The 16,457-nt window shown below is 41.5% G+C and carries 22 protein-coding genes; 12 read left to right on the top strand and 10 right to left on the bottom strand.

The genetic code is table 11. The annotated features are described in order from the left end of the window. Positions 1–100 precede the first annotated feature (100 nt). Genes ACFQ21_RS17150 through ACFQ21_RS17135 form a run of 4 tightly spaced genes read left to right on the top strand, consistent with a single transcriptional unit; the run spans position 101 to position 2,884 of the window. On the top strand, positions 101–1,282 hold the full coding sequence (locus ACFQ21_RS17150; protein WP_377580507.1) for a DUF3570 domain-containing protein: 1,182 nt from the start codon (positions 101–103) through the stop codon (positions 1,280–1,282). 8 nt (positions 1,283–1,290) lie between these two features. Further along, complete coding sequence (locus tag ACFQ21_RS17145) at positions 1,291–1,725, top strand: thioredoxin family protein (RefSeq protein ID WP_377580506.1); 435 nt, start codon at positions 1,291–1,293, stop codon at positions 1,723–1,725. A gap of 2 nt (positions 1,726–1,727) precedes the next feature. Next, positions 1,728–2,663, top strand: a complete 936-nt coding sequence (locus ACFQ21_RS17140; protein ID WP_377580505.1) for an FAD:protein FMN transferase — start codon at positions 1,728–1,730, stop codon at positions 2,661–2,663. Next, positions 2,660–2,884: a DUF4266 domain-containing protein gene (locus tag ACFQ21_RS17135; protein WP_377580504.1), complete on the top strand. Its 225-nt coding sequence runs from the start codon at positions 2,660–2,662 to the stop codon at positions 2,882–2,884. Before ACFQ21_RS17140 ends, ACFQ21_RS17135 begins: the two co-directional genes overlap by 4 nt. A 16-nt stretch (positions 2,885–2,900) precedes the next feature. On the opposite strand, the gene ACFQ21_RS17130 is transcribed toward ACFQ21_RS17135, so the two are convergent. From ACFQ21_RS17130 to ACFQ21_RS17110, 5 genes are all read right to left on the bottom strand, one after another. Further along, positions 2,901–3,605: a class I SAM-dependent methyltransferase gene (locus ACFQ21_RS17130; protein WP_377580503.1), complete on the bottom strand. Its 705-nt coding sequence runs from the start codon at positions 3,603–3,605 to the stop codon at positions 2,901–2,903. A gap of 506 nt (positions 3,606–4,111) precedes the next feature. Further along, positions 4,112–4,303 (bottom strand): cold-shock protein, encoded by a 192-nt coding sequence (locus ACFQ21_RS17125; protein ID WP_377582033.1) that lies wholly within the window; start codon positions 4,301–4,303, stop codon positions 4,112–4,114. Between the two features lie 463 nt (positions 4,304–4,766). Further along, complete coding sequence (locus ACFQ21_RS17120; protein ID WP_377580502.1) at positions 4,767–5,015, bottom strand: hypothetical protein; 249 nt, start codon at positions 5,013–5,015, stop codon at positions 4,767–4,769. 100 nt (positions 5,016–5,115) lie between these two features. Beyond that, on the bottom strand, positions 5,116–5,676 hold the full coding sequence (locus tag ACFQ21_RS17115; protein WP_377580501.1) for a helix-turn-helix domain-containing protein: 561 nt from the start codon (positions 5,674–5,676) through the stop codon (positions 5,116–5,118). A 90-nt stretch (positions 5,677–5,766) separates the two neighbouring features. Continuing rightward, positions 5,767–6,837 carry a fatty acid desaturase family protein gene (locus ACFQ21_RS17110; protein ID WP_377580500.1) on the bottom strand — a complete coding sequence of 357 codons (1,071 nt, stop codon included), beginning with the start codon at positions 6,835–6,837 and terminating at the stop codon, positions 5,767–5,769. Between the two features lie 239 nt (positions 6,838–7,076). Here ACFQ21_RS17110 and ACFQ21_RS17105 point away from each other — a divergent pair, with 239 nt between their 5' ends. From ACFQ21_RS17105 to ACFQ21_RS17090, 4 genes are all read left to right on the top strand, one after another. After that, the gene (locus ACFQ21_RS17105; protein ID WP_377580499.1) at positions 7,077–7,700 is read left to right on the top strand and encodes a hypothetical protein; all 624 of its coding nucleotides are present in this window, start codon (positions 7,077–7,079) and stop codon (positions 7,698–7,700) included. Positions 7,701–7,801: 101 nt separating this feature from the next. Next, complete coding sequence (locus ACFQ21_RS17100) at positions 7,802–7,999, top strand: hypothetical protein (RefSeq protein WP_377580498.1); 198 nt, start codon at positions 7,802–7,804, stop codon at positions 7,997–7,999. A gap of 75 nt (positions 8,000–8,074) precedes the next feature. Then, entirely contained in the window at positions 8,075–8,278 is a 204-nt protein-coding gene (locus ACFQ21_RS17095) for a hypothetical protein (protein ID WP_377580497.1), read from the top strand. 99 nt (positions 8,279–8,377) lie between these two features. Further along, the gene (locus tag ACFQ21_RS17090) at positions 8,378–8,587 is read left to right on the top strand and encodes a hypothetical protein (RefSeq protein WP_377580496.1); all 210 of its coding nucleotides are present in this window, start codon (positions 8,378–8,380) and stop codon (positions 8,585–8,587) included. 171 nt (positions 8,588–8,758) lie between these two features. Here the strand turns inward: ACFQ21_RS17090 and ACFQ21_RS17085 are convergent, their stop codons facing one another. From ACFQ21_RS17085 to ACFQ21_RS17075, 3 genes are all read right to left on the bottom strand, one after another. Continuing rightward, positions 8,759–9,202, bottom strand: a complete 444-nt coding sequence (locus tag ACFQ21_RS17085) for a hypothetical protein (protein ID WP_377580495.1) — start codon at positions 9,200–9,202, stop codon at positions 8,759–8,761. Beyond that, positions 9,171–9,488 (bottom strand): hypothetical protein, encoded by a 318-nt coding sequence (locus tag ACFQ21_RS17080; RefSeq protein WP_377580494.1) that lies wholly within the window; start codon positions 9,486–9,488, stop codon positions 9,171–9,173. Before ACFQ21_RS17080 ends, ACFQ21_RS17085 begins: the two co-directional genes overlap by 32 nt. A 287-nt stretch (positions 9,489–9,775) precedes the next feature. Next, complete coding sequence (locus ACFQ21_RS17075; protein ID WP_377580493.1) at positions 9,776–10,423, bottom strand: dihydrofolate reductase family protein; 648 nt, start codon at positions 10,421–10,423, stop codon at positions 9,776–9,778. A gap of 372 nt (positions 10,424–10,795) precedes the next feature. On the opposite strand from ACFQ21_RS17075, the gene ACFQ21_RS17070 reads away from it, so the two are divergent. The 3 genes from ACFQ21_RS17070 (at position 10,796) to ACFQ21_RS17060 (ending at position 14,114) form a co-directional block, all read left to right on the top strand. Beyond that, complete coding sequence (locus ACFQ21_RS17070; protein ID WP_377580492.1) at positions 10,796–12,223, top strand: fasciclin domain-containing protein; 1,428 nt, start codon at positions 10,796–10,798, stop codon at positions 12,221–12,223. An 89-nt stretch (positions 12,224–12,312) separates the two neighbouring features. Beyond that, positions 12,313–13,341, top strand: a complete 1,029-nt coding sequence (locus ACFQ21_RS17065; RefSeq protein ID WP_377580491.1) for a sensor histidine kinase — start codon at positions 12,313–12,315, stop codon at positions 13,339–13,341. Positions 13,342–13,343: 2 nt separating this feature from the next. Continuing rightward, complete coding sequence (locus ACFQ21_RS17060) at positions 13,344–14,114, top strand: LytR/AlgR family response regulator transcription factor (RefSeq protein ID WP_377580490.1); 771 nt, start codon at positions 13,344–13,346, stop codon at positions 14,112–14,114. A gap of 3 nt (positions 14,115–14,117) precedes the next feature. On the opposite strand, the gene ACFQ21_RS17055 is transcribed toward ACFQ21_RS17060, so the two are convergent. Next, positions 14,118–14,480 (bottom strand): hypothetical protein, encoded by a 363-nt coding sequence (locus tag ACFQ21_RS17055; RefSeq protein WP_377580489.1) that lies wholly within the window; start codon positions 14,478–14,480, stop codon positions 14,118–14,120. 184 nt (positions 14,481–14,664) lie between these two features. Between ACFQ21_RS17055 and ACFQ21_RS17050 the strand changes: the two genes are divergently transcribed. Further along, positions 14,665–15,087, top strand: coding sequence for a BLUF domain-containing protein (locus ACFQ21_RS17050; RefSeq protein WP_377580488.1), 423 nt, complete (start codon positions 14,665–14,667; stop codon positions 15,085–15,087). A gap of 123 nt (positions 15,088–15,210) precedes the next feature. On the opposite strand, the gene ACFQ21_RS17045 is transcribed toward ACFQ21_RS17050, so the two are convergent. Beyond that, on the bottom strand, positions 15,211–15,948 hold the full coding sequence (locus tag ACFQ21_RS17045; protein WP_377580487.1) for a dihydrofolate reductase family protein: 738 nt from the start codon (positions 15,946–15,948) through the stop codon (positions 15,211–15,213). Positions 15,949–16,457: the final 509 nt, after the last annotated feature.

Genomic DNA, 16,457 nt, shown 5'->3' with positions numbered 1-16,457 from the left:
TACGAAAAAAATTTCAGGCCTATAGCTGCGTATTTATCCTAAAATCTCAAAAATTCAGAATGTCTTCAAAATTTGTTCAGAGTTTGCATTTTTAAATTCTATGTTAAAAATATCATTGGCTGCTATCGGGATATACCTGTCAACGTTAGCGGGCTTTTCCCAGGATGTTCAGGACTCCTCCATTTACAAGCGAAAAAAGCTTAAACTGGAAGAAGTAAATTTTGTCTCCAGTTATTATAAACAGGATGGCAACAACTCCGCTGTTACGGGTGGCATCGGTACGGAGCATTTAACGGACTTTGCAACTACAATCGATGTAAAGTTATCACGTTACGATCACCGCAGGCGAAAGCATACACTCACTGCTGAGCTTGGAGTAGATGTATATTCATCGGCATCATCTGACAAAATTGATCCCAATACTATATCTTCAGCATCGTCTGGCGATCAACGCATATACCCTTCCATCACCTATGCCATTGCCAACGAAGAGAACGGATCTACTGTCAGTGTAAATGGTTCGATCTCGGCAGAGTATGATTACTTGTCGAAAGGATTAAGCCTGGGATGGGCAAAGCTATCCAAAGACAAGAACCGTGAATTCAGCGCCAAAGGTCAGGTATATCTTGATACCTGGACCGTTATACTTCCTATTGAGCTTCGATCGGGCAGTAACCTGAAGGGGAACAAACCGCGCAATACCTATAGCACATCGTTCAGTCTCAGCCAGGTAATAACAAGACGATTGCAGGTGTTACTACTGGCCGATGTGGCGTATCAAAAAGGGCAACTCGCTACACTATATCACCGAACGTATTTTACAGATGGATCGCACCGGGTAGAGCACCTTCCGGATTCGCGTTTCAAACTGCCACTCGGTGTGCGATTGAACTATTTCCTGGGTGATCGGTTTATTATTCGTAGTTATTATCGATACTATACGGATACCTGGGGATTGCAGGCGCATACCGCAGAAATAGAAACACCGGTAAAGATTACTCCGTTCTTTTCAGTGAGTCCGTTTTACCGATACTATACGCAACAAGGTGTAAAATACTTTGCGAAGTATGAGCAGCATAACCTGAATGAAGCGTACTATACCAGCGATTACGATCTGTCTAAACTTTCCAGCAATATGTTTGGTATGGGTATACGCTATGCGCCACCCGGTGGTATCGCCAATATAGCCAAACTGAATGCTGTTGAGCTGCGGTACGGACACTACCATCGCTCCACCGGGTTAAATGCTGACATTGTAACTATTTTATTGAAACTTAAATAATATACTCCATGAAACTCCTTTTGGTATATATACTGCTTATTACCATGCCGGCCGTTGAGTGGCTCGGCAATTTCAACACGGCTAAAGATCTGGCAACAAAGGATCACAAGTATATATTGATCAATTTTTCCGGATCGGACTGGTGCGCTCCCTGTATCAAAATGAAAAAAGAAGTATTCGAAAATGAAGCTTTTGTAAATCTTGCCGAAAAGAAGCTGGTTTTGGTTCGCGCAGATTTTCCGCGTTCCAAAAAGAATCAGCTTCCGGGCGAACAGGTAAAGCACAACGAAGCACTCGCAGAGAAGTATAATCCTTCCGGTAAATTTCCGTTCACCGTGTTGGTCGATTCCAATGGAAACGTAATTAAAACGTGGGATGGTTACGTTTTTGGCAGCTACGAAAAATTCATAGAGAACCTCAATAACGCGATACCTCAACCGTAAGCATGACTCAGGTATATAGTAAAGGCTTGAAACTGATGGGCAATCACTTTGAATTTTCAGTGGTTTCCGATAGCGAAGCATTTGCTATACGTTGTATAGATGAAGGAATCGCGGAAGTATCGCGCATCGAAAAATTACTCACAACCTTTGATGATACAAGTCAGACGAACCAGATCAACGCACATGCGGGAATTATGCCTGTGAAGGTTGATAAAGAAGTTTTCGATCTCATCGAGCGCTCTATTCGTATTTCGTCTATCACACAAGGAGCCTTTGATATTACCTACGGCTCGATTGATAAAAGCCTATGGAATTTTGATCGCAGCATGAAAGCACTGCCCGATCTGCAAACCGCGAAGGCTATGGTGCGACTGATTGACTTTCGAAAAGTTATACTGGACCGTCAGCATCAAACCGTCTTTCTCGCCGAGAAAGGAATGCGCATTGGTTTTGGCGGTATCGGAAAAGGTTACGCTGCCGATCAGGCCAAACACATCATGCGCGCAGCCGGAGTTACCAGTGGAATTGTAAATGCAGCAGGCGACCTTACCGTTTGGGGCCATCAACCGCACGGCAGTAAATGGACCGTTGGTATTGCGGATCCCAATACAAAAAATTTACCCTTTGCATCTGTACAATTATCCGACACCTCGATAGCAACATCTGGCACTTACGAAAAATATGTATTGATCGATGGCGTTAAATATTCGCATACTATAGATCCTCAAACCGGGTACCCGGTACGAGGTATAAAAAGTGTTACGGTGCTCTGCGCCAGTGCCGAACTTGCCGATGCCATGGCTACACCTATCATGGTTATGGGAGTTAAAGCCGGTTTGCATCTTATTAATCAATTACGAGATATAGCATGCATTATCATCGATGATAATGATGTTATTTATAGTTCTAAAAATATATCGCTCCAAAAAACTTTATGAAAAAAAGGAAACAAACATTAGCAGTACTGTCTATACTAACAGTTATTTCACTATCACAATGTGCACCCGTGAAGGAATATCAGAAAATGCACCTCAACGATTCGGAGATGGAACTCGCTGCACGCAAAACGCAAAAGTTCGAAACCAGTTTTGAGCTGTACCGCGAAGGCGCCTCCGGTGCTAACGGTGGTAAAAATGGTGGCGGCTGTGGGTGTAATTAGATATATGACCAACATACTACACCACAGGTTTCGTCAGCACAAACCGGTAATAAGGCCTTTCTCCGCTCTTTAACGTATTATAAAATTTCGAACCTACTACACCGGCAAACTCGCTGAATATTTTTTGAAACCGGCGTGGTATCCAGGCTTCTATTTGTTTACGTTTTACAGGATCTTCTGTCTCTATGGCCTCAACAACCTGTGCACTGATATTCTCCAGGCAAATACAATGCAGACCCGATGCCAGAAGCTGTTGCTTAAATAATTCCATATTGTCTACTGAATTTCGGAAATCGACCAACAATAAATATCCACCGGGCTTTAACACGCGGTATACTTCGCGAATGAATAATGCTACATCACCGTAGCCATGCGAAGACTCCACATTCACAACGACATCAACAGTACCGTCATACAAAGAAATATGCTCCCCACTCCCCTGTATAAATTTAACATTAGGTAGTGGATGCAGCCGGTTCGCCAGTTCAACGGCACTTCCTGCTATATCCAGCCCGATATAATTCAAGGGCTTAAAATGCTCTGCAATATATCGTGCTCCGCCTCCCCTACCGCTTCCTATTTCCAGAACGAACTTGTCTGTCAACACAATTTTCGATGCCAGGTAATGATACATATTAGCAGAGAGCTGCTGGTTAACGATGTTACCACACACAGGCGAAAGCGCAGCCTCCTCAGCCGTTGGCACGTAGCCGTAATTCATGAATTGCCAGCTGTCAGCCGAAATATACCTGGCTAAAAGTTCATAGGTAATTTTAGCATTAAGACGTTTAAACCAGGAAAACCGTTTAAACAAGAAAATCAATTTATTAATCAAAGACATATCGCGTTCAATATATAGTTGCCTTCATGAGATGAAAGTCACTATCCGTTTTACGAATTAACAACCGGGTGAGTACTGTAGAAACTATTCTGGTAACCAACAACAAATTCAGATATAATTTTTAGGCGACTGCAAAAGCAGCATGAGTGCAGCATATAAACACATATGCCATTAGCTTATTAAAGATAACATTTTACAGACAGTATTCCTATTCAATGGAAGTGTCGTGTGCATAGCCGTGATTCACTCCCTTTAAACTACCCAAATTTCGATAAAGATAGTATATCACTGCAATTACATTATTGTAATGCGTAACACCTTTAAAAAAAAGAAAAGACCTTCCAGTTTTGAAAGGCCTTTTCACCATTAACATTGAATTACAAAAACTAAACGCGTTTTACGTTAACTGCGTTCAAACCTTTTTTACCGCGTTCAACTTCATATTCAACTTCATCGTTCTCGCGAATTTCATCGATAAGACCTGACGAGTGAACAAAAACATCGTCACGTGAATCATTAGGTTTAATAAAGCCAAAACCTTTAGCTTCATTGAAGAATTTTACTGTTCCTTGCATAATTTTAAAATAATTAAAAATGATTGTACCAAGCTTTCAGAACTCTAGATGAATAATAACTACTCTGATCGCTTTTCCGGAGGTGGAAATGTGAGGAATGATTATAATTTAACAGAATGATATACTACTAAATTGCAGATAACTTAATACCCTTCAAAGGTAAGTATAATTAATACCATATCAGCATATCTTCCAATAAATAACTAAATAAATATCATGTCCCAATCTCCTGTGCGAAAACAATGGATTGCACGCACTTAATTGAGACCGTTCAACTCTGTAAGCTTTGTTCTTTTTGATCGCAACCAGAAACTGACGTTGCATCGGGATACCAATCCCCAAAAAAACAGAAACAATATGTTCTGCTTTTCCGGAGAGATACATGTATATTTTTTACAACGTGAGAGATTTTTTGCCGGCTGTATCCGGTATAAATTTATAGCACCGGCAAAACAATGAGGGAGAATCAGTTTTGTTTCTCAGCTGTCTGAACTTTCGCAATGAGATCAATAACTTCCTGGCGACTTTTGTTGAGTTTCACTTCAACTCTTTTCAGAAGTTCTTCTTCTTTACCTTCCTGAAATTCGAGATCGGAGTCAGACAATTCCGAAAATTCCTTTTGCAACTCGCGGGCTTGTTCATTCCAGTTTCCGGCTATTTTAAAAGTCGTCCCTTCCTGTGTAGCGGCTGCTTCTTGTTTTTTTACAGTTTCCATATGTGTTGTTTGTTTAATTGTTTGCGTCATAACTACCTCACAAAAGAGAGCAAATAATATAGCAGGCGCGTTACACAACTAACTCCCGGTTTTACACATATCACACATTCTCAAGGTTGCTGTTACGCTTTTGCTTCAGCTTCTTGTAGAACGATGGCGATAACCCGGTAACTTTTTTAAACTGGTTGGATAAATGTCCTACACTACTATAGTGCAGTTTATAGGCTATCTCGGTTAAATTTAGTTCATCGTATAGAAGTAACTCCTTTACTTTCTCAACCTTGTTAAGAATAATGAATTGCTGTATAGTAATACCTTTTACTTCCGAGAACGCATTGGCCAGGTATGTATAATCGTAATTGAGTTTTTCACTTATATATTCCGAATAATTAGTCTTCGGTAATACATCGGTATAGTGAATCATCTCGGTGATAACATTCTTAATTTTTTCGATGAGAATACTTCGCTTGTCGTCCAGCAGTTCTAATCCGGAGTGGTACAGGTTTTTCTTCAATTCATCGTGCTGCTGCTGGGTGATGTCATCAGGAAGTTCAACAAACCCCAATTCAATAATGGTATATCGTAAGCCCAGCCTGTCAATTTCATCACGCACCATCATCTTGCACCGCTGACTTACCATATACTTAATATATATCTTCATAGTATCACGTTCAATTAAAGTGGTGCATACCACATCCAAAATGCATGCCTGCCAACAGATCAATATCAACAGCAGGATATGGCAGCGCGGTCACGCACGGCCCAACTTCCGTAAATGAATAACGTGCGAAACGATTGCTTTTACCATAGATGAATATTCATGGTAGATGATATTCGATTCCGCGCAAGCGTGTTTTACCAGTATACTGATCTTAGGATAGTGTATATGGCTTACACGTGGAAATAAATGATGTTCAATTTGAAAATTCAGTCCGCCCAGCAGCCAATGCAGGTGTTTACTGGTTGTTGCAAAATTGGCCGTGGAGCTGATTTGATGAATGGCCCACTCCTGCCTGCTATACTGATCTTGTGTACTGGCCGAACGAAACTGGGTACCTTCTACCACATGTGCCAGTTGAAAAACAATACTTATTGCTATACCACAGGTGAGCGTTACTATAAGAAAACCAATAAGCCACGGCAGCCAGCCTACTACTATAATCGGGATGACCATATACATCCCAACATACATAAATTTTGTAAACCAGAATATAACATGCTCCTTTAACGGCAGCTTCTTACACGCAGCATTTACCGATACTTTGCCGCTGATATATTTTTGCAGGTCTTCGTAAAATACCCACACCAGGTATGAAATACTGTATAGCACCGGCCAGTAAATATGCTGGTAGCGATGATAAGAACGCAGCGGCTGATCGCCATGTAAACGCATAAAAGGCTTTACATCGATATCTGAGTCCATTCCTTCAATGTTCGTATACGTATGGTGATTAACGTTATGCTTGATCTTCCAATAATAAGAATTACCACCCAGCACGTTAAGGAAATAAGACGATACATTGTTTACCCATGCATATTGCGAAAAGCTTTGATGTCCACCTTCATGCATTACGTTAAAGCCGATAACGGCAAGATTAAGTCCCAATATACAACATAATGGTATCGCAATCAGTGCAGCAGGTGTAAAGAAAACGAGTAATATGTAAAGGCTCAACGCAGCAAATACCTGTATTAAACTCTTCCGGTACAGTTTACCATTGCCGGCACGGTGAAGTTTATACTCCGAAAAGTAATTATCAACTTTTAGCTTTAGTTGCTTGAAGAATACATTATCACCGGTATCAAAAGTATATTTTAGCATATGCAGGGGTGTATTAATAGATAACGTTTACTCGCGTGACAATCGTTCATTTTAATTATAAATCCGAAATTTTACATTTATTGAGATGTTAAAAGGTACTTTTATACAAATCATATATATGCTTAGGAGTTGACAGAATCCTCTTTCTCGTGATTCTTATGTTTTCAAAGCATGTAATGCGTTACGGGCGCACACAAGCACGCCATCGTACAGGGTGTGTTGATACTAATTGTCTATTTATGAGTAAATCTTTTATCCTGCATGCAAGCCTGCTTCTTTTAGTGCTGGTTGCAGTTCTATCGGGTATATGGTTGTTGTATAACCATTACTATGTAAGGCGCAAATTCCATCGGCTTGCAGACAGCAAGTATGATGTATTAAATCCTGTTATGCAAAAGATTGCCTCAAACAAAACGATTAAAGACTCCGAGGTTCTGTCGCTGGTACAAAACGCCTCCTTGCGTTATTTAGTATATCTTATGCTCTGCGAGCATAATCGACAAGACCTTTTCCCTGCGGAATATTTTACCCACGAGAAGGGAGCAGAGAGTTTTCTTGCAAACTGGCTAGAATTTCCAACTGAACTCGGCATGGCCCCGGATGAAATACAACTGGTAAAAAGTGTTGCTATAGATGACATGACGTACTATGTTTTCAAGTATAGAACAATGCCACCACACTGGGCTGCTGCCAATAATTGGATGTTGGGGGTATCAGGCCCTTATTTAGCGGAGACACTCCCTTATGATATTCCCCTCCGTGTGTTCAGTCGATTTAACACGTTAAATCACATATCGCCTGAAGATGAAGTAAACTGGGTTCATAAACATATACATCTCAACGCTCGCAGGTTTACTCTATAACTATACGTGGAAAAGTGTGAATTATGTAACTCTTTGGCTTTTCGCTGTAAGGCAATCCAATCTAATTGACACCAACTTGCAGTTTGATAAAATACAACATCATGATAGGGTTACATACTTCATCGAAAGCAAACTCCAGATGGGAGGCGCAGAAGACGAAACTCAAAAAGCAGTTTCCTGCTTTAACAGACGCTGACCTGGATTTTGACGAAACAAACAAAGTAACCATGTTCGAAGCCCTGGAATTAAAATTATCTATACCGGCAAAAGAACTTCAGCTCATTATCGAAACGCTGTAAATAAACTTGTCGCAAAAAGCAGCTCTAAGAAAGCGACTGTTATTTTTTTCACAACTAAAATTTCTACCGATACCCATGGCTTACAGAATAAACACTGATAATATTTATCCGGAAGGTACGCTCGTTATGGCCAAGGTACACCCTTCGCTTCAACTGGTTATTATCAAGTACCTTCAACGCATTTATTACTGTGCTGCAGTGGGCGATGAACACGGCAAACAGCAGGCTTACTTTGAACGGGAACTTACACCTGTTAATCCGCTAAAAGTTACGCGCTAAACATGCACTACAACTTCTGCGGTCGATCTCTCAAACAAACCGGTATCGTATAACGCACCGGTAAATAACATTGAAACAATCTTTTAAATAGCTATAAATATGAACACATCAGAAATATCAACAGGCACTACCATTAAAAAGCTTACGCAAAAAATGGATGCGCTGCTCTCCCGGTATAATTCAGCGCGTGAAAGCTTTACAAGTATCCGCAGTGTGATTGAACTGCTGAACCCGGCACCTACGCTCATGTATCAACCGTGTAAGAGCCACTCCGTTTACCAGAATACGATCTATACCCGCTTGCGCTAACATGGTTTGCACAATCAGATTTACAATGCACTTCTGCTATATTTCAATGCTGTAATTCCCGGAAAGGACGGTAATGTTATTGCTATGTTACAACTAGCGATAACGTTACCGTGAAATATACCTCTATCAGTTATTCTACTCCCTGTAAATTGGAACGCCTCGCTGGCTATATTACGGCCGGGTTACCTGGTTCTCGATGAGCTCTTCCAGTATGAAATCAAAATCAGGTGTGAGCAGTTCTTTCGTATCAGCGGTACCTATGGAGATAGCCATTTTTCCATTTATTATTTTTTTAAGAATACCCTGTGTATTCAAAACCAGTTGCCCGTAATGAATGGCTTTATTTATATCGGATGAAAACAGTTCCTGCAGAAGTGTGCGCACGGCCCCGTTCATGGTGGTATTAATATTCAACTTCTGCCATTGATCTAAAACAATGTTTTCCAGCTTATACAAGTGAAAGGGATTCTCCCGGTTTTTCGTCAGGATAATCTTAAAGGTACAAACTGTTTTTTCGCTGTTGCGGTCAGAGAGATAGCAATTAAAAAGTACGGTAACTTCCATTTTAGTTTTCCACCAGTATTTATTCCAGCTGATGTCTGATATAGGTTTCAAGGTCTTTCTGAAAAGAAAGGTTGGCACGGCTCGATTCGAACAGGAGCTCCAGGTGTTTAACACAGATTTGTCGTGACGTGATGTGCGAAACAAGTTCAGGATAAGAATTCACAAGGGCAGTACCAATCATGTGGTCTTTCAGAAATGAAATAAACATAGTGGCTTTATGTGAATTTGAAAAAGCTGATGACGATTGTCTGAACAATATCAATTCATCCGTAATATCAGCGTAATCTGCCGGTTTAAAGACATCGTTACTGTCGATGGTATACCTATTGTTCGTCATGCATTACAACCTGTGCATTCTTATACACGTGGTGCAGCGCAAAGATGCGTTCCCATTGCATGAAAAGCGTTACATAAAATCTGTAAAAGTTATATAAATCACAGATATACCGATACCGCAGAATAACCACAGACAATCTACTGATACGATTGGAGTAGAGTACTGTTTGTCTTTTTAATTGTATTGAAAGGATTTGATTTATAGCGACCGGTGTGTTCGTTCACTTGGTGAGTGCAATGTGCTCTACCAGCGAATTTCCATTGAGTTTTTTCGACTCACTCTTTTCCTCACGTTTTTTTCTTTAGTACCACATGTGCTGCTCGCTGTCCATATATAGTTTGCGTTTCAATAAAGCCTAACTTCGGCAAATCAATTCCATTAAAAAAATGTTCACCAGCTCCCAGAAATACAGGGGCTATAGCAAGATGCATTTCATCTATATAACCAGCCTGCAAGTACTGGCGAATTGTTGACGTTCCACCACCAATGCGTATATCCTTACCGTTGGCTGCTTGCTTTGCCTTCTCCATGGCAACTTCAATACCACCGGTAATAAAGTGAAATGTAGTGCCGCCTTCCATCGTAAAAGATTCCCTTGCATGATTTGTTAAAACAAATACCGGGACATGATAGGGCGGATTGTCTCCCCACCAACCTTTCCATTCATCATTGGGCCATGGGCCGCGAACAGGTCCAAACATATTGCGTCCCATAATCCACGCACCGAGGTTTTCAAATGACTTTTCAGCAAAGTCGTTATCCGCTCCTTCTGTTCCCTCTACTTTACCATACAACTTCTGAAACATCCTCGTAGGGAAAATCCACTCGTGAAGTTCCTCGCCTCTCTTTCCTAACGGTTCTTCTTTGCTTTGATTGAGTCCGGCTCCATAGCCATCAAGTGAAATTGAAAATGCGTTTACTCTTACTTTACTCATCGCCATTTATTGGTTTAGATTTTCGATATACTTTGTTTATCCGGTATATTTATTTGTACAGGTATAAATACTTGTGTTTTGCTCTTTTCAATACTGCGTTGCTGGTGTCCTCATGCCGTAAAGCTTACTTTCTCCAGAAATCATTCCATCAATCGAAAGCGGCCGTAACATAGTCGGGCCTGTAAGGTAACGATATTCCGGTTTCGCATGGCATCCACATGTGCCCAACGTCTGGGCTACCGGTTATTCCGTTCGCTCCGTTAAAATTACAATTCGCTCCCATAATTCCGGTTGCTTGCACTATAGCGCTAATCAAAACAGCCTCCTCCGGGTTACTACATCATCGAATAAACAAACCCACATTTAACGCGTATGAAAGTAAACATTCAAAAACATGTATTGCGCTCAACCTTTAGCCGGTTAGCAATAACAATGGTAGTCGCCCTGTCACTGGTATTTATTTCAAGTTGTGATGATGACGATGATTCACCTTCGCAACCCGACCAGACAATTGTAGAAATTGCCCAAGGTAACAATAACCTGTCTTCTCTGGTAGCAGCATTATCAAAGTATCCTGATCTGGTAAGCACGCTCAATGGCAACGGAAAGTATACGGTGTTTGCACCAACCAATACAGCATTCACCAGTTTACTCGCAGCAATAGGTCAAACAAGCATTGACGATGTGCCCGAGAATGTACTTAAGAATATACTTCAATATCACGTTGTCACATCCGGAGCGGTAAAATCCACACAACTCACCAATGGAAACGTTGAGGCAGCCAATGGCGAAGATATTGCTGTAACGATAACCGGTGGCGTTAAACTCAACGTCAATGTAAATGTTGTAACGGCCGATGTGGAAGCATCCAATGGTGTAGTACATATTATTGATGCTGTTCTTGTGCCGCCTTCCGTAACTCCTATTGTCGGCACGATCGTAGCGCCAGCCTATTTTAACAAAAACTTTACAACACTTATTGCTGCCGTACAGGCAGCCGATGCATCCATACTCACTACATTGCTCGGCAACGGACCGTCTAACAAAAAACTAACCTTGTTTGCACCGACCAACGCAGCATTCACCGCAGCAGGAATTACTACACTCCCTGACAAAGCAACATTGAATGCTGTGCTGAAGTATCATGTTATTGATGATGAAGTGCGTGCTGCGGAGCTTCCTTCCGGCAGTGCATCGATCACTACGCTGGGTGGTAATTTTTACCTCAGCAACAACGGAGCCAATGGCGTGTTCATCAATGGTACAACAAAAGTTACGGCAACCGATATTACAGGTTCCAACGGTGTCGTGCACGTGATCGATCGCACGCTTATTCCTCCGTCAAAAACAATCGCAGGTATAGCTACTGATCTTTCAACCGCCAGCAGTCCACAGTTCACACAACTGGTAGCAGCGCTTGCCAGAACCAGCGGCACCGATACCGATTTGCTTGCGGCCGTAAGCAACGGTGACGCGAACCTTACTGTATTTGCTCCAACCGATGCTGCCTTTCAACAACTATATGATGTGTTGGATGTTGAAGGCGTTAACGATATACCCCTTGCCACACTCACGGCTGTGCTGCAGCACCACGTGGTAGCAGCGCGGGTATTCTCTACAGACCTGGTTAATGGTAATGTCGCTACGCTTAACGGTAATGTTACCATCAGTGCTACCAATAAAACCATTACCGATGGAAGTGGTAATGTTGCCAACCTCAGCACCAATGCAGCATTATTAAATGTACTGGCCACCAACGGTGTAATTCATACCATTGATCGCGTGCTGCTCCCCGATTAAAGTGGATTAAAACAATCGGGTCCATACGATGTTAATAATGTATGGACCTGATTGTTTCATAGCAGATATACTATCAATCGCACCAAGCCATGTTTCGCAGTAAATACAGGTACGTTTTTATCATTCTGCTGGCAGCCTATTCTCTCATCAACATACTTTGGGTAATTGGCGACAAGTTGTTTGAGTTTCCGGTGCCAACGGGTTTTCTGTTCCTATTACTGCTGGTGGTCATCCTCGTGGTTTGGGAACTTAACCGCCTTGTTGAAAGCCGTCAGTATAAACTTTACGAAGTCACAGCCAGAAAAATACATCCTCTCATCATACTGTTTTTACTTAGTCAGCTCAATGCCATTATAGGAGCGCTGTTAGGATTAGCCGCAGTATACCTCGCGCTGGTACGCGGGCTTACCTGGAGCATGGAGCACTTCAAACTGGTTATAGCATTTGCTTTCCGGGTAAACCTCTTTCTTAACTGTGTTAATGCTATATATTTCTTCCTGCAAAAATCAAAGAATGCCGAAGTAAGAGCCGAGCAGTTTAAAAAAGATAGTATCGAAGCGCGCTTCGAAGCATTACGCTCTCAGATCAATCCACATTTTTTGTTTAATTGTCTCAATGCGCTGTCTAACCTCGTGTATAAAGATGCCGATACATCGGCCAGGTTTATAGCGCAGCTCTCCAATGTATACCGCTACCTGCTTTATAGCCAGGAGCGCAAAATTGTATCCCTGCAGGAAGAACTCGAGTTTATTGATTCCTATTTATATCTGCTCAAAATACGGTTTGGTGAAAATATATTTATCTCAAAGCACATCGCCACCGATGCAGAGAAATTTCATATAGCCCCGGCCACGCTGCAAATGCTAATAGAGAATGCTATCAAGCATAATGTAGTGTCGGGCAAATTGCCACTCAAGATCAGCATCACCTCCTACAATGGATCGATTACGGTTTCCAACAACCTGCAGGAAAAACATGTTAAAGATCCGTCTGCCTATATAGGATTGAAAAATATAATGAAGCGTTATGAATTTTTAAGTAGCAAACCGGTCGAGATCATGAAAACTGAAAATGAATTTATCGTTAAGGTGCCCCTTGTACAAGTAGACCACACATAGTTATGGAAGCATGTATTATAGAAGATGAAGCAGAGGCTGCAGAGCGGTTAACATCCCTGATCAAAGCGTGCGACCCCACCATTAAAGTGGTACAGCGGATGGATTCCGTGCAGGATGTTGTTGCTTATTTTTTATCAGGCCGGCAACCGGATATAGTATTCATGGATATACAACTGGCTGATGGCAAGAGTTTCGAAATTTTTGATAAGGTGCAGATCGAGTCACCCATCATATTCACCACAGCCTTTGATCAATACGCGCTGCAGGCATTCAAACAATATAGTATAGATTACCTGCTCAAACCCATTCAACGAAACGACCTTCACGCAGCCATTGAAAAATTACGAAAGATATACCGCCCCACCAGCACACGATTAACCGACACCGACATCAAAGCCCTGAAGGAAATTATTGGCAATGCAAACAGCAGGTTCAAACAACGGCTGCTCATTAAATCCGGCAACAAACTTCAGTACAGACCTACCCATACCGTTGCATACTTCTTTGCCGATGGTAAAAATGCTTACCTCATTGGAAAGGGCGATGGAAAAAAAGCACTTATCGATCATACGCTCGAAGAATTAGAAGATATACTCAATCCCGAGCAGTTCTTCCGCATCAGCAGAAAATATATCGTTAGCTTTGATGCCGTTCTTGAAGTAAAAGGCTTGATCAGTGCAAAAATAGAAGTAAAGCTTAACCAGCCTTGCGAACATGAACTGGTGGTAAGCCGCGAGCGTGTACATGAGTTTAAAATGTGGCTCGACCGTTAATCATTATGGCGATCGTTTTCGCGATGCGCGTCCCAGAAACTTAAAAGCGTCCACCATCAATATCGTGCCGGTAACACCGGTTACACCCCCCGCAATTAACAGTCCTTTTCCAAGCTCGTCACGTTTTCGGCCGAGCATAAGACCACCGGCTATGGTTACAGAATACCCGAGGGTTGCAACGGCAATGCCGCGTTTAAATCGTTTTTCCGATCGCGCCAGGTTCACCTGTATGTTAGCAACGTCGGCACGCAGTGAAAGAAGCTCTTTTTTAAATTCTTCAATGTTTCGTAACGTATCAGCAGGGGTATTTTGTCCATATACCGAAGTAAGAACAAAGAAGAACAAAAGCGTGAAGTATATTCTCATAACTATAGTAAATACATTGGTTAAGATGAACAGTGATAGTCTTTGCCGAAAGCATGGTAGTCTAACAAAATATCAGTCGGATTGTTATCGTTTTTTTTCCTGCTATACATCGTTACGAATCACTCGCCAAAACATTACGCTTCATCCGGTGTTTTAGTAAGCAAATCATTAAACTAAAAAAAACATGCTGACACACCTGGTCTATGTAAGCACACGAAAAAGAAACTGTACGGATGAAGAAATAGAAAAAATCCTGGCCGCCTGCAGAACGAACAATGGCCCGCTCGATATCACCGGTGTTCTGCTGTACTCTGACACGCGGTTTATTCAATACGTTGAAGGCAAGTCCACCGCATTGACAAGCCTTTATGATAAGATCAAAAAAGATGCACGCCACGAAAAGGTTGTGATGATCTCCTACAACCCGATTACAGACAGAATATTTCCAAGCTGGCAAATGGGCAGTCTCAAGATGACATCCGATGATATCAGTTTTATCACCGACATAACATCGCAGGATAAAGATGTATTTCAAAAGATAATCACCGGCAAAGAAGCTGACGGTGCAAAAGTGAGAGAACTGCTCGTTAAATTTTTCAAAAGGTAAATGCTGCTATGCAAGCCTTGCGAATTATCAAGGCTTGCATTATTTCTTGTGGTGGGCATACCAATACAGAAGTAAGAAGTAAAATTACACCAGGCTTACGGGGCCTGCTTCTCCTTATCTTATCTATAGTGGTCGGTATATTTCGAGTACCTTACCATTTTTATAGTTAACGGTGTTAGCCAGGTCCAGACGTTTTTGTTCCTTGAAAATTGACAATCCATTACCGATGGCTACCGGAGTTCTGAAAATATAGTATTCATCTACCAGGTTTTGACTGATGAGTGAACTCACAAAAGTAGCACCTCCGTATACCATAATGTCTTTGCCCGGTTGTTTCTTCAGCGCGTGCACGGCAGTAGCAAGTTCTCCGCTTTCCACTTCTAAATTTCTGCCTTTCATATTTTTCTCCGTGCGACTGAAAACGATCTTGCGCATATTTACCATGCGTTGTGCCAAGGGTTGCTCAATGCTATCGGGCTGATTGTCCACTACATTTTCCCAATGATTAATAAAGCCTGGTGTCATCTTGCGTCCCAGCAAAATAGTATCACAGCTATCAGCTAAATCAATTACCTTCCGAAAAGAAGCTTCGTCACGCTCTAAAAGCCATATCCATTCAAGCTCGCCATTGGGTCCGGCAACAAAGCCATCAAGGCTCATTTGTACTTGTAATTTTAATTTACGCATATTAAGTATAGTTTGTAGTGATGGGTTGTCTTTCTTTCCGACACAAATATCAGTAGACGATCCATCACAATGCGGGTCTGAACGCGACAGATTGGGAGGGGAATTGCGTAAATGTACTGTTAAAATGGAGCGATGATATGAGTAGCTGATTAGTGTGGCATTTTCTACTCGCATTCTTTATTTAGCTAGAGCAGGGAGCCGCTCTTTTCAAGATCAAAAGATTTATAATGCAATCTTTTTCCTGAATGTAATATCTGCAATCTAAAATCCATTTGCACAGCATCATAATGCATTAGTTTTGCTGCTTTGATATTCAAATGGAAATTCTTGATAGAGACCTAGATCCGGTACAGGAGAAAACCAGTGTTCTTTTCATCAGCCTAAAGCTCTATTGTATCTTAACACTTCCACTCTCTGCACTAAATGTTTATCTAGCTTACTTCGTCACATTCAATGCGGGCGGCAACTCAGATAAATCTATAGCGATACAAGGTTCACTTGTTGTCATTTACATGTTCGCTCCTGTTGCAAGTTTGGTTTTAGCGATCTTGTTTGCATTGTTTCCCTACAAAGGGAAAACCTACAAACAAAAGTACTTACCTGTATCGCTATTTATATACCTAATATTAAACATTGCATTTCTTTTGCTTCTCCTGATTGCACTTAACAGCATGAAAGTTACA

The sequence above is a fragment of the Ohtaekwangia kribbensis genome (assembly GCF_042676245.1).
Taxonomy (GTDB): Bacteria; Bacteroidota; Bacteroidia; order Cytophagales; family Cyclobacteriaceae; genus Ohtaekwangia; species Ohtaekwangia kribbensis.
This window is presented reverse-complemented; position numbering and strand designations above follow the sequence as displayed.